General features: G+C 62.7%; 19 protein-coding genes and 1 riboswitch. Of the genes, 13 read left to right on the top strand and 6 right to left on the bottom strand.

Going from position 1 to position 21,073, the window contains the following annotated elements; all coding sequences use genetic code 11:
* Nucleotides 1-32: 32 nt before the first annotated feature.
* Nucleotides 33-153, bottom strand: a riboswitch (SAM riboswitch).
* A gap of 117 nt (nucleotides 154-270) precedes the next feature.
* The 6 genes from ACVOLL_RS00335 (at nucleotide 271) to trhA (ending at nucleotide 6,225) form a co-directional block, all read left to right on the top strand.
* Nucleotides 271-1,080: a M23 family metallopeptidase gene (locus ACVOLL_RS00335; protein WP_481511041.1), complete on the top strand. Its 810-nt coding sequence runs from the start codon at nucleotides 271-273 to the stop codon at nucleotides 1,078-1,080.
* A gap of 61 nt (nucleotides 1,081-1,141) precedes the next feature.
* Entirely contained in the window at nucleotides 1,142-1,534 is a 393-nt protein-coding gene (locus ACVOLL_RS00330) for a GntR family transcriptional regulator (RefSeq protein WP_481511040.1), read from the top strand.
* The gene (locus ACVOLL_RS00325; protein ID WP_481511039.1) at nucleotides 1,531-2,433 is read left to right on the top strand and encodes an ABC transporter ATP-binding protein; all 903 of its coding nucleotides are present in this window, start codon (nucleotides 1,531-1,533) and stop codon (nucleotides 2,431-2,433) included. The genes ACVOLL_RS00330 and ACVOLL_RS00325 overlap by 4 nt, the downstream gene beginning before the upstream one ends.
* Entirely contained in the window at nucleotides 2,430-3,800 is a 1,371-nt protein-coding gene (locus ACVOLL_RS00320) for a hypothetical protein (RefSeq protein WP_481511038.1), read from the top strand. The genes ACVOLL_RS00325 and ACVOLL_RS00320 overlap by 4 nt, the downstream gene beginning before the upstream one ends.
* A gap of 100 nt (nucleotides 3,801-3,900) precedes the next feature.
* On the top strand, nucleotides 3,901-5,505 hold the full coding sequence (locus tag ACVOLL_RS00315; RefSeq protein WP_481511037.1) for a peptide chain release factor 3: 1,605 nt from the start codon (nucleotides 3,901-3,903) through the stop codon (nucleotides 5,503-5,505).
* An 84-nt stretch (nucleotides 5,506-5,589) separates the two neighbouring features.
* Nucleotides 5,590-6,225, top strand: coding sequence for a PAQR family membrane homeostasis protein TrhA (gene trhA / locus ACVOLL_RS00310; protein ID WP_481511036.1), 636 nt, complete (start codon nucleotides 5,590-5,592; stop codon nucleotides 6,223-6,225).
* Between the two features lie 124 nt (nucleotides 6,226-6,349).
* Here the strand turns inward: trhA and ACVOLL_RS00305 are convergent, their stop codons facing one another.
* Genes ACVOLL_RS00305 through mtgA form a run of 3 tightly spaced genes read right to left on the bottom strand, consistent with a single transcriptional unit; the run spans nucleotide 6,350 to nucleotide 8,546 of the window.
* On the bottom strand, nucleotides 6,350-6,781 hold the full coding sequence (locus tag ACVOLL_RS00305; protein ID WP_481511035.1) for a CBS domain-containing protein: 432 nt from the start codon (nucleotides 6,779-6,781) through the stop codon (nucleotides 6,350-6,352).
* Entirely contained in the window at nucleotides 6,741-7,763 is a 1,023-nt protein-coding gene (locus tag ACVOLL_RS00300) for a glycosyltransferase family 2 protein (protein ID WP_481511034.1), read from the bottom strand. The genes ACVOLL_RS00305 and ACVOLL_RS00300 overlap by 41 nt, the downstream gene beginning before the upstream one ends.
* Nucleotides 7,764-7,790: 27 nt before the next feature.
* Nucleotides 7,791-8,546 carry a monofunctional biosynthetic peptidoglycan transglycosylase gene (gene mtgA, locus ACVOLL_RS00295; RefSeq protein ID WP_481511033.1) on the bottom strand — a complete coding sequence of 252 codons (756 nt, stop codon included), beginning with the start codon at nucleotides 8,544-8,546 and terminating at the stop codon, nucleotides 7,791-7,793.
* A gap of 74 nt (nucleotides 8,547-8,620) precedes the next feature.
* Between mtgA and hslO the strand changes: the two genes are divergently transcribed.
* The 3 genes from hslO to ACVOLL_RS00280 all read left to right on the top strand — a co-directional run bounded on the left by hslO (nucleotide 8,621) and on the right by ACVOLL_RS00280 (nucleotide 13,726).
* Nucleotides 8,621-9,514, top strand: a complete 894-nt coding sequence (gene hslO / locus ACVOLL_RS00290) for an Hsp33 family molecular chaperone HslO (RefSeq protein WP_481511032.1) — start codon at nucleotides 8,621-8,623, stop codon at nucleotides 9,512-9,514.
* 151 nt (nucleotides 9,515-9,665) lie between these two features.
* Nucleotides 9,666-10,490 carry an XOO1806 family protein gene (locus ACVOLL_RS00285; RefSeq protein WP_481511181.1) on the top strand — a complete coding sequence of 275 codons (825 nt, stop codon included), beginning with the start codon at nucleotides 9,666-9,668 and terminating at the stop codon, nucleotides 10,488-10,490.
* A gap of 341 nt (nucleotides 10,491-10,831) precedes the next feature.
* Nucleotides 10,832-13,726 (top strand): TonB-dependent receptor, encoded by a 2,895-nt coding sequence (locus tag ACVOLL_RS00280; protein ID WP_481511031.1) that lies wholly within the window; start codon nucleotides 10,832-10,834, stop codon nucleotides 13,724-13,726.
* A 279-nt stretch (nucleotides 13,727-14,005) separates the two neighbouring features.
* Here the strand turns inward: ACVOLL_RS00280 and ACVOLL_RS00275 are convergent, their stop codons facing one another.
* A complete protein-coding gene (locus ACVOLL_RS00275) occupies nucleotides 14,006-14,608 on the bottom strand; it encodes a TetR/AcrR family transcriptional regulator (protein ID WP_481511030.1) in 603 nt (200 codons plus the stop codon).
* A gap of 165 nt (nucleotides 14,609-14,773) precedes the next feature.
* Between ACVOLL_RS00275 and ACVOLL_RS00270 the strand changes: the two genes are divergently transcribed.
* The 4 genes from ACVOLL_RS00270 (at nucleotide 14,774) to ACVOLL_RS00255 (ending at nucleotide 19,113) form a co-directional block, all read left to right on the top strand.
* Nucleotides 14,774-15,679, top strand: a complete 906-nt coding sequence (locus ACVOLL_RS00270; RefSeq protein ID WP_481511029.1) for an alpha/beta fold hydrolase — start codon at nucleotides 14,774-14,776, stop codon at nucleotides 15,677-15,679.
* Entirely contained in the window at nucleotides 15,676-18,156 is a 2,481-nt protein-coding gene (locus ACVOLL_RS00265; protein ID WP_481511028.1) for an acyl-CoA dehydrogenase, read from the top strand. The genes ACVOLL_RS00270 and ACVOLL_RS00265 overlap by 4 nt, the downstream gene beginning before the upstream one ends.
* A 66-nt stretch (nucleotides 18,157-18,222) precedes the next feature.
* Entirely contained in the window at nucleotides 18,223-18,705 is a 483-nt protein-coding gene (locus ACVOLL_RS00260) for a hotdog fold domain-containing protein (protein WP_481511027.1), read from the top strand.
* A gap of 3 nt (nucleotides 18,706-18,708) precedes the next feature.
* Nucleotides 18,709-19,113, top strand: coding sequence for a hypothetical protein (locus ACVOLL_RS00255; RefSeq protein ID WP_481511026.1), 405 nt, complete (start codon nucleotides 18,709-18,711; stop codon nucleotides 19,111-19,113).
* A gap of 81 nt (nucleotides 19,114-19,194) precedes the next feature.
* Here the strand turns inward: ACVOLL_RS00255 and ACVOLL_RS00250 are convergent, their stop codons facing one another.
* Nucleotides 19,195-19,551 carry a DUF1304 domain-containing protein gene (locus ACVOLL_RS00250; RefSeq protein WP_481511025.1) on the bottom strand — a complete coding sequence of 119 codons (357 nt, stop codon included), beginning with the start codon at nucleotides 19,549-19,551 and terminating at the stop codon, nucleotides 19,195-19,197.
* A gap of 49 nt (nucleotides 19,552-19,600) precedes the next feature.
* Complete coding sequence (locus ACVOLL_RS00245; protein WP_481511024.1) at nucleotides 19,601-20,929, bottom strand: NTP/NDP exchange transporter; 1,329 nt, start codon at nucleotides 20,927-20,929, stop codon at nucleotides 19,601-19,603.
* Between the last annotated feature and the right edge of the window lie 144 nt (nucleotides 20,930-21,073).

Genomic DNA, 21,073 nt, shown 5'->3' with positions numbered 1-21,073 from the left:
AGCTCGTGTTCGCCGTACACGCGGTACGGAACGAACCATCTTTTCGGCAGACACGGAGGTCTCCGCAGGATTTGGCACCAAACGCAGCCGCTTGCGCGTCCGCTGGTTGCCCCGGCTTCAAAGGGCCTGTCCCTCTGCCGGTCTCGATGGTGGCGCTACATTGCCAGCGCCCTCCCGGCATGTCAATCGCTTTATTCGCATAAAGAGATGAATAAGTTTCGAGGGCAACCAAACAGGCACAATCAGACCCTGCCCCAAGGACACCGCACTGTGCCCCGTACCATTCCTGTACTGCTGTCGCTGGCACTGCTGTGCGCCAGCGGCGCCGAAGCAAGTCCAAGCAGTCGCTGGCGTGAAGCCTGGGGACTCCCCGCAGCATCGGCATCTGCCGTAGCGGCATCCAGCTCGGACGCATTCGCCAGCCTGCAGCTGCAGGCACGTGCAGGCGGACGCAGCGCCGTGGTCAGCAACCTGACCGCTGGTCCGGTAGAGGTCCGCCTGCAGGGCGATAGCCGAGCACCGGCCGCCACCGTGCTGGCCGCAGGAGAGAAGCGCAGCCTGTTGTGGCTGGCAGATGATGGCAATCCACTGCGCTTGGCCCTGGACGCGTTTCCTGGCGACCCGGCAGCACAGCCTCAGGATCATCTCTATCTATTGCCACTGCAAATTGCCTCCGTTCGGGTCAGCCAGGCCTTCGCCGGCCACTACAGCCATAGCGATGCGCAGAACCTGTACGCGGTGGATTTCCCCGTGCCCGAAGGCACCTCCGTGCTGGCCGCGCGTTCCGGCCGGGTGATGCAGGTGGTCGACAGCCGCGAGCAAGGCAGCCTGCTGCGCATCCTGCACAGCGACGGCAGCATGGCGCTGTACGCGCACCTACAAACCAGCAGCGCCAACGTCCACCCCGGGCAGAGCGTGACAACCGGGCAGGCAATCGCCCTGTCCGGCAACACCGGCCACAGCAGCGGACCGCACCTGCATTTCGTGGTGCAGGCCAATACCGGGCTGGCGCTGCGCTCGATCCCATTCCGAATGGGCAGTGCGCGCGGCGAGCTGCAGTTTCCCAGACAGGGCCCCTGAACCAGCCAATACCTCACGTGAGGACTTGACAGAACCCAAGTGTATTGATGTATTGATACACATGGACGCAAAAGCACTACATATCGCCCCACAGGCGGCCGAGCCGATCTACCGACAGATCGCTGAACAGCTACGACGAATGATCAGCGCCGGGCAACTGCCAACCGGAACACTGCTGCCTTCCGTGCGCGACGTGGCATCGGCCCATGCAATCAACCCGATGACGGTGTCCCGCGCTTACAGCCAACTGGAAACCGAAGGCCTGTTGGAGCGCCTGCGCGGCAAGGGCATGGCAATCGCCAGTCGCCGCGCCGGGGGCGACAGCCTCAGCCAACGCCTGCAACAGGCCGAGCCATTGCTGCAGGAACTGGCCCGTCATTGTCTGGAACTGGAACTTCCCGCCGGCAGCGTCCTGACGCGGCTGCAGCAACTACTCGAAAAGGAATCGACATGAATGCAATGACCCTACCCGCCGCCACAGTTGACCTGAGCATGCCGTTGCAAGCACACGCGCTGCAGCTGCGCTATGGCAAGCATGCGGTACTGCGCGATGTCAGCCTGCAACTGCCGCGTGGGCAGGTGCTGGGCCTGATCGGCCGCAACGGCGCAGGCAAAAGCAGCCTGATCGGCTGCATGCTCGGCTTGCTGCAGCCGCAATCCGGCCAGGCAATGGTGATGGGCGCCCCCGCGCTCGGCATGGACGATGCACGCAAGATGCGCGTGGCCTATGTCCCGCAGCAGCCGCAGTCGTTCACGTGGATGAAAATCGACCAGTTGTTCGCTTACCTGAGCCAGCTGTACCCCAGCTGGGACCGCAGCTACGCCGATACGCTGCTCAAGCGATGGGAACTGGATCCGCGCCGAAGCATCGCCAAACTATCGCCAGGGCAGGCCCAGCGTCTGGCGCTGATCCGGGCGCTGGCACCACGCCCAGCGCTGCTGGTGCTGGATGAACCTGCATCCGCGCTGGACCCGATCGCGCGCCGCGAGCTGATGCGCGACATCGTCGAACAGGCCATCGACAATGAAGCCACGGTACTGTTTTCCAGCCACATCATCAGCGACCTTGAGCGCGTCGCCTCACACGTTGCCCTGCTCCACCACGGTGAAATCGTGCTCAACCAGCCCTTGGACGAGCTCAAGGAGCGGATCGTGCGCCTGCAGGTGCCAGCCGCTGCCGCTGCCACGTTGCCGCCCCGCCTGCCAGGTGAGCTGCTGCGCCGTCAGCTCAGCGATGGAACGCTCAGCCTGTTGATCGACGATCAGGCGATGCCACGCGAACTCCTGCTGGCAGACGGATTACGTGCAGACCGCATGGGGCTTGAAGACCTGTTCATCGAGATCGCCGAATGAACACCATCGCGCAGACCCGAACCGTGATGCCACCGTGGACAACGCTTGGCACCGTACTTGCAGCCGCCAGCTGGGCAAGCCTCCTGCTTGCCCTCGGTTGGCTACTTGCACTGGCACTACCGCTGCTGGGCACCGGCGCAAGCAAGCCATTCCCCCTGCATCTGACGCTGTGCGCGTGCATGGTGCTGTTCTGGGCGATGCTGAGCGGCGGTCGTTTGATTGGCACCACCTTGCTGGCGTCCCGACTACGACTGCCCAAAATTGCGCAGCAGGCGTTGCGCCAGGCATTGGTAGCCCTGGTACTGGCGGTACTGATACCAACAGCGCTGATGGCCGCTGCTGGCGACACTCATGTTGCACTCAACCTGCTGGTCCTGCTCAACGCCCTGCTGCTCGGCCTGGCCTGGGTCTCCATGCCGCCATGGATCCTCTGGGTATTGCTACCGCTGGGCTATGCGCTGAACTGGCTGTTGGAGCGTACCGATAACACGTGGTCCCAGCTCGGCAATTCCCCGTTATTGAGCCTGACCTGCGCCGCCACGTTCCTGCTGCTGACGATCACCGGTTTCTGCTGGTGGATGCGGCAGCGACCGGCGAGAACACAATGGTCTACCTCGATTGCACAGCTATTGAGTCAGGACCGCCTGAACTGGGGCGTAGACACCTCCGGACATGTCCTGTTCGGCGAAGGCACTCCAGTCGGCAGTGAGCTGCGGCAGCATACCGACCAGGCCCTTTCGATAGCACTTGGTCCCGGCTTTGGTCGCCCCACCGCCAAAAGCTGGCTGCGCGCACAGCTCCCCATCCTCGGCGTGGCCATCCTGTGGCTGCTGCTGAACCGGGAGGACGTCGCCGGCAGTGCGTTGCTGTTCATTCCACTATTGGTGGTGGTCACCGCATTTCCCCCAGTCATGCGACTGCAAACGTTGGTACGCCGCCCCGCACTCGGCCTGCATGAACCAGCCCTGCTGCCAGGCCTCCCACGGCACCCTGCAAACGCCTTGGCCAGCCAACTGGCCCGGCAGATGCTGTTGCGTGCAGCCCCGGCGGTACTGGTGCTGGGAACGACTGCGGCGCTGCTGGGTGCAGGCAAGAATTACTTGCTGGTACTGCTCTGGTGCTGCATCAGCGCTTTGCTCTGGCTGCATGCGACCAGTCTGTTCGCCCTGCAGGGCGGTCTTGGGCGCGCCATGCAGATCGCCTTGATGGTACTGCTGCCCATCGCCTTGGTGACAACGGCGCTCCTGCAACCGACAGCTTCCTGGCTGCTGCCTGCCTGGTCCGTGGCAATGCTGGGGGGTGCACTGGCCTCTGCCTTGGCCGGCCGTTGGCTGGGTAGGCGCCCCCACCCCTGGCTACAGACCTGAACCGATCCGCCCGCGGCCATGCCCATCCGCAGCCGCGGGCGGCGGCAGGTATAATCGCCGGTTCATTCGTTTCTGATGCGCCCGGGCGGGCGCCCCTGCCATGTCCGAAGTCGCCACCGAAGCCGCGCGCCGCCGCACCTTCGCCATCATTTCCCACCCTGACGCGGGTAAGACCACGCTGACCGAAAAGCTGTTGCTGTTCGGGGGCGCGATCCAGATGGCCGGCTCGGTCAAGGGCCGCAAGGCCGCGCGTCACGCCACCTCGGACTGGATGGCGTTGGAGAAGGAACGCGGCATCTCCGTTACTTCCTCGGTGATGCAGTTCCCGTACGAAGACAAGATCATCAACCTGCTCGACACCCCCGGCCATGCCGACTTCGGCGAGGACACCTACCGCGTGCTCACCGCGGTGGACTCGGCGCTGATGGTGATCGACGTGGCCAAGGGCGTGGAAGAGCGGACCATCAAGCTGATGGAAGTCTGCCGCCTGCGCGACACCCCGATCATGACCTTCATCAACAAGCTCGATCGCGAAGGCAAGGAGCCGATCGATCTGCTGGATGAAGTGGAAACCGTGCTCGGCATCCAGTGCGCGCCAGTCACCTGGCCGATCGGCATGGGCACGCGCCTGAAGGGCGTGGTGCACCTGCTCACCGGCGAAGTGCACCTGTACGAACAGGGCCGCAACTTCACCCGTCAGGATTCGACCATCTTCCCGTCGCTGGACTCCCCCGGCCTGGCCGAAAAGATCGGCGAGAAGATGCTGGCCGACCTGCGCGACGAACTGGAACTGGTGCAGGGCGCCAGCCACCCGTTCGACGTCGAAGCCTACCTGGCCGGCAAGCAGACTCCGGTATTCTTCGGCTCGGGCGTCAACAACTTCGGCGTGCAGCCGCTGCTGGACTTCTTCGTCGAGCACGCACCGGCACCGCAGACCCGCGCCACCACCGGCCGCGACATCGCCCCGCAGGAAAACAAGCTGACCGGCTTCGTGTTCAAGATCCAGGCCAACATGGACCCGCAGCACCGCGACCGCGTCGCTTTCATGCGCGTGTGCTCGGGCAAGTTCACCGCTGGCATGAAGACCTTCCATGTGCGGACCGGCAAGGAGATGAAGCTGGCCAACGCACTGACCTTCATGGCCAGCGACCGCGAGATCGCCGCCGAAGCCTGGCCGGGCGATGTGATCGGCATTCACAACCACGGCACCATCTCCATCGGTGACACCTTCACCGAAGGCGAGGCGATCACCTTCACCGGCATCCCCAACTTCGCCCCGGAACTGTTCCGCCGTGCCCGCCTCAAGGACCCGCTCAAGCTCAAGCAGCTGCAGAAGGGCCTGGCCCAGCTGTCCGAGGAAGGTGCTACCCAGTTCTTCCGCCCGCTGATGAGCAACGACCTCATCCTCGGCGCGGTCGGCGTACTGCAGTTCGACGTGGCCGCTTACCGGCTGAAGGACGAGTACGGCGTGGAAGCGGTGTTCGAGCCGGTCTCGGTGATCACCGCGCGCTGGGTGACCTGCAGCAATGCCAAAAAGCTGGAAGAGTTCCGCGAAAAGAACGCCAGCAATCTCAGCATCGATGCAGCCGGCCACCTGGTCTATCTGGCCCCCACCCGGGTCAACCTGCAGCTGGCCCAGGAACGCGCGCCGGACGTGCGTTTCTCCGCCACGCGCGAAGCCGCACACACGGTTTCGGTTTCCTAAGTCTGATGGCGGCGTGCATACGCCGCCGTTCGGGGTGATGATAGCGGGCACCGGGCCTCCCCCCAGCCCGCGCCCTCATTGCCCATGACCGCAACCGTTGCATCAATCCGCGAAGAAGTAGCCAGCGCCCTCACCCATGGTCTGGGCGCAGTCAGTGCACTGGCCGGCGGCGCTGTACTCATCACCCTCGCTGCGATCTATGGCGATGGCTGGCAACTGGCCAGCGCCATTGTTTTTGGCGTAGCGCTATTGCTGCTGTACACCGCCTCCACCCTGTACCACGCCATCCAGCACCCGGTGGCAAAGGGCCGGCTGAAGATCTTCGACCACTGCGCGATCTACGTACTGATCGCCGGCACCTATACCCCATTCACCCTGATCGGCCTGCGCGGCCCCTGGGGTTGGGGAATGTTCACCGCGATCTGGGCGCTGGCCCTGTTTGGCGTGGTGTTCAAACTGTTCTACACCGGCCGTTTCAAGAAGCTCTCCACTGCGATCTACATCGCGATGGGCTGGCTGGTGGTGGTTGCGATCAAGCCGATGTGGAACTCATTGGATGGCTGGACGCTGGGCTGGTTGTTTGCCGGCGGCATCTTCTACACACTGGGCACGGTGTTCTATCACCGCGAGCAACTACCGTATTCGCATGCGATCTGGCATCTGTTCGTCATTGCCGGCAGCGTCTGTCACTTCGTTTCGGTGACCGCGCAGATTCTGTGACGACGTTGCGTGCATTGGCATCAGCGGCATACTGCCTCCCGCAGCAACACGGTCGGCCTGCTTCGAAACAAACCAGCAGAAGATTGTGATTGAGGCCGGTGCCACACCCGTCAGCAGCAACCGGTTACGTACCGGTGATGTACTGCTGCAGCTGACCCAGCTCGCGACGCTGCGCTTCGATCACCGATTTGACCAGGTCACCGATCGAAATCACGCCCACCACTTCATCGCCGTCAACTACAGGCAGATGGCGGATGCGCCGATTGGTCACCAGCTCCAGACACTGCTCCACCGTCACCGACGGTGCAACCGTGACCAGCTCGGCAGTCATGATCTCGCGCACCGGCGTGGTTGCTGAAGATCGGTCCAACAGCACGATCTTGCGTGCGTAGTCGCGCTCGGACAGGATGCCGACAAGCCTGCGGCCGTCCATTACCAGTACCGCGCCGATGCCTTTTTCGGCCATCAGCCGGATCGCCTGCACCACCGCCACATCCGGCGGCACGGCGTGGATCTCAGGGGACTTGGCCCCTAGCAACTGTCGAACGGTCTGCATGGCGTTCTCCTGCGCTGGCGGATGGGGCAGATACTGCCACGTTCCCCGGCTGCCAGGTATCGATCAGGTACAAAGGCCGCTGTTTTGCCTCCATGTACAGCCGCCCCAGGTATTCACCAATCAGGCCCAGCGCGATCAGCTGCACCCCGCCCAGGAACAGGATCACCACCATCATCGTCGGCCAGCCGGCAACCCGGTCGCCATACAGGGCAGCCTTGCCAATCACCCATATCGCAAAGCCAAATGCGCCGGCAGCAGTGAACAGCCCCAGATAGGTCGCCACCCGCAACGGCGCGGTGGAGAAGCTGGTGATGCCTTCCAGCGCGAAGTTCCACAACTTCCAGAAGCCAAACTTGCTGCTGCCCGCCAAACGCGCTTCACGCCGATAAGGCAGCGCGACGCGGTTATAGCCAACCCAGCCAAACAGACCTTTCATGAAACGATGGCGCTCACGCAGCTGTCGCAAGCCCGCCAACGCGCGCGGCGAGAGCAGGCGAAAATCACCGGTATCCGCCGGAATCGGCGTTTTCGACAAACGCCCCATCACCCGGTAGAACGCCGCCGCAGTGAACCGCTTCAACCAGCCGTCACCGCCACGCTCCAAACGCGTGCCATACACATCGTCATAGCCTTGCTGCCATTGCGCTACGAACTGCGGAATCAGCTCCGGCGGATCCTGACCATCGGCATCAAGCAGGATCACAGCACCTTCTTCAACGAAGTCCAGCCCTGCTGTCAATGCGACTTCCTTGCCGAAATTCCGCGACAAGCGCAGCGCCGAAACCCGTGGCTCCTGCGCCGCCAGCTGCTGCATCACTGCCCATGTCGCATCGCTGCTGCCGTCATCGACATACAGAATGCGGCCATCAACATCGCCTTCCAGCGCCTGCAGCTGCGCACACAGGCGCGGATGCAACTGCGGCAACGCCTCCTGCTCGTTGAAAGCGGTGATCAGCAGGGTCAGGCGTTCTGGCGTATTCATTGGCAAAGTCTAACAACAGCCATGAGGTCAATTTCCGTCGTCGACATAGTCTGCCCCACCCAGCTGGCGCGCCTGCCGTTGGATCCAGGCAGCGCGGCGCTGCACATAAGGCCCGGGCTTGGCCGCGTTGTAACGCCGCGGCGACGGCAGCACCGCCGCCAACCTCGCGCTCTCCACCGGACTCAAACGCGAAGCGTCCTTACCCCAATAGGCACGCGATGCCGCCTGCACACCATAGATACCATCGCCAAACTCAGCCACATTGGCGTACATCTCGATGATCCGCTGCTTCGGCCACAGCGCCTCGATCAGCACCGTGTACCAGACCTCCAGACCCTTGCGCAGCCAGCTGCGGCCCTGCCACAGAAACACGTTCTTGGCGGTCTGCTGACTGATGGTACTGGCGCCACGCAGGCGTCCACCGCGCTCGTTGTGCTTGCGCGCCTTTTCAATCGCCTGCAGGTCGAAACCATTGTGGTCCGGGAACCGCTGATCCTCCGCCGCTACCAAAGATATCGGCACACTGCGCGCCATCTGATCCAGGTCACGCCACTGGTAGCGGATGCGGAACTTCCAGTCGCCCTGCGCCAGCGCCTCCATCTGCCGGAACACCATCACCGTGGAAAACGGCGGATCGACGAAGCGCAGCACCAATACCTGCAGTACGCTGAACACGACAAACAGCACCGGCACCCACAGCAAGCGCCGCAACCAGCGCTTCCGGCGCCCCGTCTTTGTCCCTGATTCCTGCTCCACCTTGAGCTCGGCCTGCTCCGCCCCCATTGATATCCACCTTGCAAAACCTTTTGTCCGGCGCATTATCCGGCACCGGCCCCACCTCGCGTAGATCCAGCCCCATGACCGACACCTCCGACCTCCTTGTCCGCTTCCTCCTGCCCGACGCTGGCGTCCGTGGCGTCCATGTCCGGCTGGGCCAGAGCTGGCGCGAAATCCTGTCCCATGGCGACTACCCGGCCGCCGCTACGCGCCTGCTCGGCGAGGCCAGCGTGGCCTCGGCACTGTTTACCGGCCACACCAAAGTGGATGGCCGGCTGTCCATTCAGCTGCGCAGCGGCACCGGCCTGCGCGCATTGTTCAGCGAATGCACCTCGGCCGGCACCCTGCGTGGCATTGTCCAGCTGAACGACGGCGAAGATGCCCCGCCCACCCTGGCAGCGCTTGGCGAGGACGCCCTGCTCGCCATCACCATTGAAAACCCCGGCTTGGACCCGCGTGAACCGCAGCGTTACCAGAGCTTGGTCAACCTGACCGGCGACAACCTGGACGAAGCCTTCGAAGATTACTTCCGTCACTCCGAGCAGCTGCCGACGCGTTTGCTGCTGGCCAGCGACGGCGAGCATGCCGCCGGCCTGCTGCTGCAGAAACTGCCCGGCGACGAAGGCGACAAGGACGGCTGGGTCCGCGCCGGCGCGCTGTTTGACACCCTTGGCCGCGACGAACTGCTGGCCCTGCCAGGCAGTGAACTGCTGCACCGCCTGTTCCATGAGGAGAGCCCGCAGCTGGTTGGCGACAAGGCGCTGAGCTTTGGCTGCTCCTGCTCGCGTGAGCGGGTCAGCGCCATGCTGCAGTCGCTGGGCGAAGAGGAAGCCCGCGCCGCCGCCGAACCCACCGGCCAGGTCGAAGTACGCTGTGAATTCTGTGGTCAGGAATATCACTTCCCATTAGCAGAATTCGGCGTATTGTTCAGTTCCACACCGGCCAACCAGCCAGCTCCCGAGCGGCTGCAATAACGGTCCAACGAGTTACGTTCTGGGGAGGGCGAAGACTTGTTAAGAAACCATAAACCGCATAGGATCGAGAACTCACGCGCCGGGAACTTCCTGGCGCAGACGGGGTCTTACTGAGTCCATGAACGCCTTACTCCGCCTACCGCTAGCCCTGATGATCGCCCTTGGCGTGGTCACGGGCGCACATGCGCAGAGCAAGCCACGTGCTGCGGACAGCACCGTGTTGCCGGTTTGGAACCGCGGTAGCGGCAAGGTCGAAGCCCTGCTCTATCTGGAGCCCACCGGCACCCAGAACGTCGGCGCACGCTGGAATTTCGGCCGTAGTTCGCTGGACGCGGCCTTTGGCCTGTCCTCCGGCGACTCGCTCGGCCTGCTCTGCAATGGCAGCGGCGGCAGCAGCATTGGCGGCCTTGCCAGTCACTGCATGCTTGCCAGCTTGGGCGATGACGACGACAACAACGGTCGTCATATCTCGGCCACCACCGCGTTCAACCGCCCCGGCGGGCGCGTCGGCATCACCGCCGGCACTGGCCGCGACACGCTACCGGCCTGGTTGTCGAACGGCAGCAAAGCCAGCGCAGCGCGGGTCGAACAGAACGACCTGACCGTTTTCGGGCAGAAGAACATCGGCCGCGAAGGCTTCGTCTCCATCGGCGGCACTTATGCCAAGGCGCGCCTGGTGCCGTTGACCGACGCTGCCCCGGCAGTTGCCGACCAATGGGACAGCAAGAGCCTGAGCGTCGGCGGCGGCTATGGCGCCTTCAGCGCCAATGTAATCGGCCGCGTGGTCGACGCCCCGGGCCACAGCGGCAAATGGGAAGGTCTGGGCCTGGGCATCACTTGGCGCACCCCGTGGAGCGGCCAGCTCACGGTAGGCGCCGAGAACGTGATCACCCGCGGCAAGAACCCGTTCTCACCCCGTAACGAGAGCAATGACGACGGGGCAATCCCGTACGTCCGTTACGAACAAGACCTCTAACTTCTAGTACCTTTACAGCCTGATCCAGAAAGCGCCCTGCATGCCGGGGCGTTTTGCGTTGCAGCAACAGCAACAATTACGGCAGGGCGCTTCGCGCCCTATCTCAAGCCTTGAGAGCTTTGCCCGCCGACCATGCCTCACGTTGCTTGGCTGCCTTGAGGAATCCCGGCAGCCAGGCTTTGCTGAATTGGAGTTAATTTCACAACTTCATTAACCAATCTTTAATTTATTTGCAGTCGCAAGTACTATCGGTCTCAAGCCCATGGTTTTGGATCCGCCTTTCGGACCCACCAGAGGCCATCCCCGCTATACCAAGTCCACTTGGCAGAGAGAGAGAACCCATGATTTGCAAGACCACCAAACTGCGTGATGCAGTTGTACTTGCGCTTGTCGCAAGCGCTGGCACCACCGGTGTCGTTTATGCACAAGACGCTGAAAAGGGTGCAACCAACCTGGACCGCATCCAGGTCACTGGCTCGCGCATCCGCTCGGTTGACGCGGAAACCTCACAGCCGGTTCTGACCCTGACCCGCGAAGCCATCCAGCAGACCGGCCGTACCAGCGTCGCTGACGTTCTGCAGCAGATCGCCACCAACGGCGCTGCCATCAACACCCAGTTCAACAACGGCGGCGACGGTTCTTCCGGTGTTGACCTGCGCAACCTCGGCTCCTCGCGCACACTGGTGCTGGTCAACGGCCGCCGCTGGGTCTCGGCTCTCGATGGCAGCGTCGATCTGAACACCATCCCGTCGGCCATGGTCGAGCGCATCGAAGTCCTGAAGGACGGCGCCTCCTCGATCTACGGTTCGGACGCCATCGCTGGCGTGGTCAACATCATCACCCGTGATGATTTCACTGGCGGCGAAGCCCATGTCTACGCTGGCCAGTTCAGCAAGGGCGACGGCGAGCGCGAAGGCTACGACCTGACCCTGGGTACCAGCAGCGACCGTGGCAACCTGGTGTTCGGCGCCAGCTACGTCAAGGAAAAGGCTGTCATGGCCGGCGCACGCAAGATCTCGCACGATCCGGTTTATAGCTTGGGCTTGAGCCAGTACAGCGGCCAGACCGCCGACGGCGGCATCTGGGACCTTACTGTCGATGGTGTTGCAACCGGTGATTCCGATTACTGGAACTCGATCGCAGGTAGCGCCGACGAGGCCACTGCAGAACGTGCTGGCATCAGGCGCCTGGTTGTCAACAAAGGCGCAGATGGCCGCAACCTCGCCAACTACCACGCCTACGGCAACGCGGACAAGTACAACTACGCCGCTGACAACTATCTGCGCACCCCGCAGGAACGCAAGTCGATCTATATCCAGGGTCGCTACGACCTGACCGACTCGATCGCACTGCGCACCGATGCACTGTACAACCAGCGCAACTCGGCCCAGCAGCTGGCGGGCTACCCGTTGAGCGCAGGCAGCTACTTGGGCGGTGACCAGGGCCTGTCCGCAGACAGCTATTACAACCCGACCAAGGGCACCGCCAACGCACGTGAACTGAACTGGAACCGCCGCCTGGTTGAACAGGAACGCTTCTATGAGCAGGACGTCAAGACCCTGCATTGGTACGGCGGCCTGGAAGGTTCATTCCAGTTTGCCGACCGTTACTTCAACTGGGACGCAGGCCTGAGCTACAACTCGAACGACCAGATCGATACCCAGGTCGGCGATATCAACATGGCAAACATGTACAAGGCCACCGGCGCCTCGTTCATGGATACCGATGGCGTCGTCAAGTGCGGCGCCCCGGGTGCGGTGATCGACGGCTGCGTACCGTTCAATCCGCTGTCCAGCGCCGGCACCATGCCGAAGGAAATGCTGGACTACATCCTGTTCACCGCCAAGGACAAGTACCAGAACAAGAGCAAGAGCTTCACCGCCAACCTGGCCGGCGACATCGTCGAGCTGCCCGGCGGCATGCTGGGCTTTGCAGCAGGTTACGAGCACCGCAAAGAGTCCGGCTACGACCTGCCGGACGCCTTCGTCTCGGCCGGCATGAGCTCGGGCAATGCCCGTCAGCCGACCAGTGGTGGCTACAGCCTCAACGACATGTACCTGGAGCTGGCAATCCCGCTGTTGAAGGACCTGCCGGGCGCTGAAGTACTGGAGTTCAGCGTGGCCACGCGCTACTCCGACTACAGCAACTTCGGTAACACCCTGAACAGCAAGTTCGGCTTCAAGTGGAAGCCGTACGCTGATCTGCTGGTCCGCGGTAACTGGGCCGAAGGCTTCCGCGCTCCGTCGATCTCCAACCTGTTTGGTGGCGCCGGTGCATCGTATGAAGGCTACGGCGACCCGTGCTCCAGCGACAGCCCGTTCATCAGCACTGCAGCTGTGGCACAGCGTTGCGCTGCCGCAGGCATTCCGGCCAGCTACACCCAGCGCGAGTCCTATGGCGACCAGACTGCGTGGCCCTTCGACCTGGTTTCCAACAAGGAACTGACCCCAGAAACCTCGACCTCCAAAACCTTGGGCTTGGTTTTCAGCCCAAGCTTCCTGAAGGGCTTCGATGTGTCGCTGGACTGGTGGCAGATCAACATCAAGAACGTGATCAGCCGCCCACAAGCTACGTATATGCTTGACCAGTGCTACGTGGAAGGGAACAACAGCTGGTGCAACATCGTCAATGCAGGCCTGACCCGCAACGCGCTGGGCCAGATTACCTACATGCGCCTGGGCCTGCAGAACTTGGGTGAGACGGAAGTGGAAGGTTTCGACCTGACCATGCGTTATTCACTGCCCGACACTCGCTTCGGTGCCTTCTCCTTCATCTGGGACAGCACCTACATGTCGTCCTACCGCACCAAGGCCACCCCGGAATCAGACTGGGATGCCTCGGAAGTTGGCACCTATGTCAAGGACACACCGGTCTGGCGCATCCGTTCCAACCTGACCGCGAACTGGACCTACGGCGATTTCGGCCTGACCTGGACCACGCGTTACTTCTCCAGCCTGGTCGAGAACTGCAAGTACCCGACGGTAGCAGCACTGTGCAGCGACCCGAATCGCGTTACTGCCAGTGGCAAAGATCCGCAGAACAAGCTGGCCGCGACCACTTATCACGACCTGCAGGCGCGCTACAACGTGCCGTGGAATGCAACCGTGTCGGTGGGCGTGAACAACGTGTTCGCGAAGGAACCGCCGGTGGCTACCCAGGCGTTCGCCAACAACTTCGACTACCAGTACGACACCCCGGGGCGCTACTACTACATGGAGTACCGTCAGCGCTTCTGATCGTAGTCTGATCGGTTGAAACAGAACGGCCCGGGATTCCCGGGCCGTTTTCTTTTTGTGTTGCCAAGGGCTGCGCCAGCTTGACCGGATCCCGACCAACTCAATCGTTCGCCACTGATCGCATGATCAGCTGCTTGCCATGGACATCGGATCCGCACCGACTTGGCTGCGGGTAACGCCAGGGGCATTCGGAGCCACCGTTGTACGCGGGAGGAACCTCACCGCAAAAGAAAAGGCCGCATCACTGCGGCCCTGCACGCTCATTCGCAGTCGATCAACTCAGCCATTCGGAATCAACGTCTCGATCACATGCTCGACATAGGCCTCGAAATCTTCGCGGGCCTGCTTGGGCTGCTGCAGCTGCAACGACAGCTGCAGGAAGCCGACGTAAGCCGCATAGGCCAGTCGTGCGCGATGACGCGCGTCGGTGGAACTCAGACCGGCCTGTCGGAACGAGGCGATCAGGTATTCCATGCGCCGCTGCGAGACGCGGTCGATGACCGGTCGCACCATCGGATTGTCCAAGGCCTTGAGCAGCTCGCTGTAAATCACGTGCGGGGTGACTTCGTGGGCGACCAGTTGAAACAGCGCGCGTAGCCGCGTACGCGGATCGGGCACCTCTTCCAGGCTGCCGAATACCTGCTGCTGCTCAACAACTTCCCAGCGCTCCAAAGCCGCTTGCAACAGCGCGTCGCGCGAGGGGAAATGCCAGTAGAAGCTACCCTTGGTCACGCCGAGGCGACGCGCCAGTGGCTCGACTGCGACTGCGCCTACACCCTGTTCAGCGATCAAATCCAAGGCCGCTTGCGCCCAGTCATCCGCGCTCAGGCGGCTGTTCCGCGTGCCGCGGGACTCGGTGCTGGAAACTGAAGAATCGTTCATGGGCAGATTTAACCATACGGCGGGGACTGGTTGCAGTATGTAGACAACAAAAAACCGGACAATCTGGCAAATAAATGATCAGGCAAAGCGCCCTCGCCCTTCCCAGTCAGCATTTCCATACTCATAGGTATTGACAGTCATTCAGGCCATTCCATACCATCAGGTATGGTTACGCCAACCCCCATCTCTGTATCCACTGAAGATCTCCGTCTGGAAGGTGCGCATGGCGCTGGCCTTGGCGCGTCCAGAACCAGCGGAAAACAGCCTTGCATCCTGTTCGCACATGGCTTTGGCCAGACCCGCGGCGCATGGACTGCAACTGCCGACGCACTCAATGCCGAAGGCCACTCCACGCTCAGCTATGACGCGCGCGGCCACGGCGATTCGGACTGGAATGCCAGCGATCTGCCCTACCACGGCGATCAGTTCACCGATGACCTGATCGTGGTCGCCGGAGAGCTGCCGCGGCCGCCGGTATTGGTCGCAGCTTCCATGGGTGGCCTGTTCGGGCTGATGGCCGAAGCGCGCTGGCCGGGCCTGTTCTCGGCAATGGTGCTGGTGGACATCACCCCGCGCTGGGAAACCAGCGGTGTGGAGCGCATTCTTGCCTTCATGAGCGCGCACCCGGACGGTTTCGCCTCGCTGCAGGCCGCTGCCGACACCATCTCCGCCTACATGCCGCACCGCCCGCGCAAGAGTGAAGAATCGCTGCGTGCGCTGTTGCGCCCAAGCAAGGACGGCCGCTGGAATTGGCATTGGGACCCGCGCCTGGTCAACGAACTGGCACGCGACAGCGAGCAACATCAAGGCGTGATTGCCGACGCCGCGCGACAAGTGCAATGCCCGCTGCTGCTGGTCAGCGGTGGCCGCAGTGATCTGGTCTCGCCGCAGACCGTTGAAGAATTCATGGCGCTGGTGCCACACGCACAGCATGTCCATCTGCCCCACGCCACCCACATGGTGGCCGGCGATGACAACAACGCGTTTACCGCCGCTGTGTTGAACTATCTGGACGCACTGCCTTCCGCAGCGTCCGCCCGAACCGAGCACGTTACCGGAGCACGTCCATGAGCATCGTCGTACCTTTCCTGGCCCTGCTGCTTGCAGGTGCCTTTGTTGCCTACCACCGCATGCGCCTGGTCGTATGGACGGTCATCAGTGTGGTGGCCCTGGCCATCTGCTGGTTTGCCGGCGTCAACCAGACCGCGATCATCGTCGCCGCCGCCATCGTTGCACTGATCTGCGTGCCGGTGCTGCTGCCGTTCCTGCGCAAACCGCTGATCACCGCACCGTTCATGGGTGTGTTCCGCAAGGTGCTGCCGCCGCTGTCCAAGACCGAGCGCATTGCCCTGGAAACCGGCTCGGTAGGTTTTGAAGGCGAGCTGTTCACCGGCGACCCGGACTGGAACATCCTGCTCAACTATCCCAAGCCGCAGCTCACCGCCGAAGAACAGGCCTTCCTGGATGGCCCGGTGGAAGAACTGTGCAAGATGGTCAATGACTTCGAGATCACCCACGTCTACGCGGATCTGCCGCCGGACATGTGGGAGTTCATCAAGAAGAACAAGTTCTTCGGCATGATCATTCCGAAGGAATACGGCGGCCTGGGCTTCAGCGCACTGGCCCACCACAAGGTGATCCAGAAGCTGGCCTCGGTATCGAGCGTGGTGAGTTCCACCGTCGGCGTGCCCAACTCGCTTGGTCCGGGCGAACTGCTCAACCACTACGGTACGCAGGAACAGAAGGATTACTACCTGCCGCGTCTGGCCATCGGCCAGGAAGTGCCCTGCTTCGGCCTGACCGGTCCGTTCGCCGGCTCCGATGCCACCTCCATCCCCGACTTCGGCATCGTCTGCAAGGGCATGTGGAAGGGCGAGGAAGTGCTGGGCCTGAAGCTGACCTTCGACAAGCGCTACATCACCCTGGCACCGGTCGCGACCCTGATCGGCATGGCGTTCCGCATGTACGACCCGGATGGCCTGCTCGGCGATACCAAGGACATCGGCATCACCCTGGCCCTGCTGCCGCGTGACACCGATGGCGTGGAGATCGGCCGCCGCCACTTCCCGCTGAACTCCACCTTCCAGAACGGCCCGATCCGCGGCAAGGACGTGTTCATCCCGATGAGCCAGCTGATCGGCGGCGCCGAGAAGCGCGGCTTGGGCTGGAACATGCTCAACGAGTGCCTGGCCGTTGGCCGCTCCATCACCCTGCCCTCCACCGCTTCGGGCGGCGTCAAGGCGGGCGCAGTGGTGACCGGTGCCTATGCACGCATCCGCAAGCAGTTCGGCCTATCGGTCGGTCGCTTCGAAGGCGTGGAAGAAGCATTGGCGCGCATCGGCGGCAAGGCTTACAAGATCAGCGCGCTCTCGCAGGCAACCGCAGCTGCGGTCGACCGTGGCGACGTGCCGTCGGTACCGTCGGCGATTGCCAAGTACCACTGCACCAACATGAGCCGCGAAGTCATTTCCGACGTGATGGACGTGATCGGCGGCAAGGGCATCATCCTCGGGCCGCGCAACTTTGCCGGCCGCAGCTGGCAGGCCGCACCGATCGCCATCACGGTGGAAGGTGCCAACATCATGACCCGCTCGCTGCTGATCTTCGGCCAGGGCGCCATCCTCTGCCACCCGTGGGTGCTGAAGGAAATGAAGGCTGCGCAGGATGAAGACCGCAAGGCTGGCCTGCGCGAGTTCGACCAGGCGCTGTTCGGCCATGTCCGCTTCGGCATCTCCAACGCCGTGCGTTCGCTGTGGTTCGGCCTGACCGGTGCGCGTTTCGGTGCCGCCCCGGGCGACGCCTATACCCGCCGCTACTTCCGCAAGCTGGACCGCTACTCGGCCAACCTGGCGCTGATGGCCGACATCTCGATGATGACGCTCGGCGGCAAGCTCAAGTTCAAGGAATCGCTGTCTGGTCGTCTGGGTGATGTGCTCAGCCACATCTACATGACCAGCGCCATGCTCAAGCGCTACCACGACGAAGGCGCACCGAGCGCTGACCAGCCGCTGCTGGCCTGGGCCTTCCACGACAGTGTGCACAAGATCGAAGAGTCGCTGTCGGCTGCCCTGCGCAACTTCCCGATCCGTCCGATCGGCTGGCTGATGTGGGCACTGATCTTCCCGTTCGGCCGTCGCGCCGAGGCCCCGGGCGATCGCCTGAGCCGCCGCGTTGCGGCAACGCTGATGGCCCCGGGCGAGGCACGTGATCGTCTGGCCCAGGGCGTGTTCCTGACCCCGTGCGAGAACAACCCGGGCGGCCGCATCAACAGCTACCTGTCCAAGGCGATCATGGCCGAGCCGGTGGAACGCAAGTTCATCAAGGCGCTGAAGACCAAGGGCATCGAAGCGCTGACCTTCGCCACCCAGCTGGATGAAGCTGTAGCCGAGGGCGTGATCACCCAGGACGAGCGCAAGCTGCTGGAAGAGCTGCGCGAGATCACCATGGATACCATCACCGTGGACGACTTCGAGCCGCACGAACTGCGTTCGGCTGGCTACTACGACCTGCCGGGCAAGCAGCGCCCGCAGCCGCAGCAGGCCGCGTAAGCCAATCCACATGCAATACCGACGGCGGGCCTTGTGCCCGCCGTTTTCATATCAGGACACCATGCCATGACTGCGCCCTTGCTCTCGCTATACCGTCGTTTTACCCGCTGGCCCGCCGGCAACTGGCTGTTCTCACGCGCGGTCTGCTTCAAGGCGCCCTATTTCGCCAGCATCTCGCCGCGGATCACCGCACTGGAGCCGGGTCGTTGCGAAGGCGTGATCCGCCAGCGTCGCCGCATCAGCAACCATATCGGCACGGTGCATGCGATCGCGATGTGCAATCTTGCCGAGCTGGTCGGCGGCGTGATGGTGGATGCCAGCCTGCCCGCTGACATGCGCTGGATCCCCAAGGGCATGGAAGTGAAGTACCAGGCCAAGGCGTTGGGTGTGTTGAAGGCGGTGGCAACCCCGCAGCAGCCCATCATCAGTGCCGAGCACGGCTATGACCTGCCGGTGCAGGTCAGTGTCACCGATGCCGCCGGTACCGAGGTATTCCAGGCCATCATCGCGATGTGGGTATCACCACGTCCCAGCCGCAGCGGAGGCTAGCGCATGCAGACCGCGGAATGGATGCTGCGTATTGGCGGACTGCACTGTCTGGGCTTTGCCCTGTTCCACCTCGCGTTCTGGCGCTTGTTCGGCTGGAAACACGAGCTGGCAAAGCTCAGCGCAGCCAACCGCGCGATCATGCAGATCCTCAACCTGCGCCTGATCTATGTGTTTGTGGGAATGGCCGTACTGTCGCTGGCGTTCACCCGCGAACTGCTCGATACCCGGCTGGGGCACGTGGTGTTGGCGTTCATGGCCGTGTTCTGGCTGGGCCGCAGCATCGAGCAATTCGTTTTCCTGCGCATCAATGACTGGCGCGTGCACCTGCTGACCGCCTTGTTCGTGCTGGGCGCGGTGCTGTATGCAGTACCGTTGTGGCTGGGATTCTCGCTCTACATCAGCCGTTGATCACCAGCGATGCCCCGTAGTGCCGAGCCATGCTCGGCAGGGGGCTTTACGGGCAATGCCTCTGCCGAGCATGGCTCGGCACTAGAGCGCGCGTAGCAGCAGCGCCACAATAGCCGGTACGGCCTGCACGTAGAAGATCCGCGGGCTGACGCTGTATGCGCCGTAGGCACCGGCCACTACCACACAGACCAACGAGAACGTCACCAGCACCGGCTGCGCCAGCACCAGCCCGGTGATGATGCCGGCAGCGAGGAAGCCGTTGTACAGGCCCTGGTTTGCCGCCAGCACCCGCGTCGCCTGTGCCTTCTCTGGCGTATTGCGGAAGATCTTCAAGCCCTGTGGCTCGGTCCACAGGAACATTTCCAACACCAGGAAATACACGTGCAACGCTGCCACCAGCAGCGTCACCACCATCGCAATCACGCCCAATACGCTCATCGTCATCTCATCCTCGCAGTACGGCGGCAAGCCCGCCGCAGGGAATCACTCAGCGATCCTGCGGCAGCTTCTTCTCTTCGCGCAAGACACCCAGCGCCGACAGCGTCATGAACACCGCCACCGCGGCACCGCCGACGAATACCGCCTGCGAACCAAGCAAGGACAGACCCTTGTGCACCCAGGCAAACGTCAGATCACCACCACGGTAAACCACGGTATCGATCGCCGCACCAGCCTTGTAGCGCCACTGTCTATCTACCCGCGTGTAGATCGTCTCGCGCGCCGGTTTGCCCAGTGAGAACTCACTGGCTCGGGTCAGCACCTGGATCACCGCCACCATTACCGGCAACGGTGAGGCTGCTGCTATCGAAAAACCGATGATGATCGCAATGCCCGGAATCAACAGCGCCGGCGCCACGCCATAACGCGATAGCAACCAGCGGGTCAGGCCCAGCTGGATCAGCAGGGTCAGTGCATTGACCGCCAGATCGATGCGCGAATAGAACGCTGTGCTTGCCGCTGGGTCGGTGATCAGGCGGCGCACGATAGCCGCCTGCTCGTTGTACAACATGGTGCCCACGCCTACCCCGAACAGCACCATCAAGGCCAGCCAGCGCAGTAGCGGCTCACGTGCGATGAGCTTCAGTCCATCGAACACGCTGCCACCCATCGGCTGCTCGCCATCGGCCAATTGCTGTTCGCGTTCGCGCTGCACCGCCCATGGCCGCAACTTCCAGATGCAGAACAGGCAGATCGACAGGAAGCCGGCCGAGACCATCATCAGGTTGGCAATACCCACGCGCTGCACCAGCGAGCTGGTGATGATCGGCCCCAGGAATGCGCCAACCGTGCCGGCCGCACCGATATAGCCGTAGAACGCACGCGCCTGCACGTTGGAGAACACGTCGGCCATGAAGCTCCAGAACACCGCCACCGCGAACAGGTTGAAGACGGTCGTCCAGAAAAAGAATGCCGCCCCACGCCCAGAGACGCCGGCATTGAACATCACGTAGAACAGGAACAGGGTAATGATGAAGAAGCCATACACCAGCGGCAGGAACACCCGTCGCGGATAGCGGCTGACCAGCCAGCCGTACAGCGGTTGCAGCACCAGCATGATCAGAAACACACAGGAGAACAGGAACTGCAGGGTGAAGTCCTTCAGCGGCATGCCATGGGCCGCGAACCAGGCGATCAACCCGGGCGGGAACAAGGCTTCCATGTCCGCCGAGGCCGCCATAGCCTCACGCACCGGGCGCAACACGTAGTAGCCGCTGAGCAGGCAGAAGAAGTACAGGAACGACCACCACAGCGGTGGCGAGCCACGCAGCGCTTGCAGCAAGCGCGACACGGCACCAGTCCCGCGCGAAACGGTCATACGGCACCCCGGCGCAGCAGGTGGCGAGAGGACGGCGGCATCGGGGAACTCCGGTGGGACTCGGCAGAGCGCGTACGTTATCTAATGCACTGCAACATCGCCAGTGCGGCAGGGTTTACCCCGGCACAACGCGCCGTTCTATCC

The sequence above is a fragment of the Stenotrophomonas sp. STEN035 genome, assembly GCF_056759935.1.
This window is presented reverse-complemented; position numbering and strand designations above follow the sequence as displayed.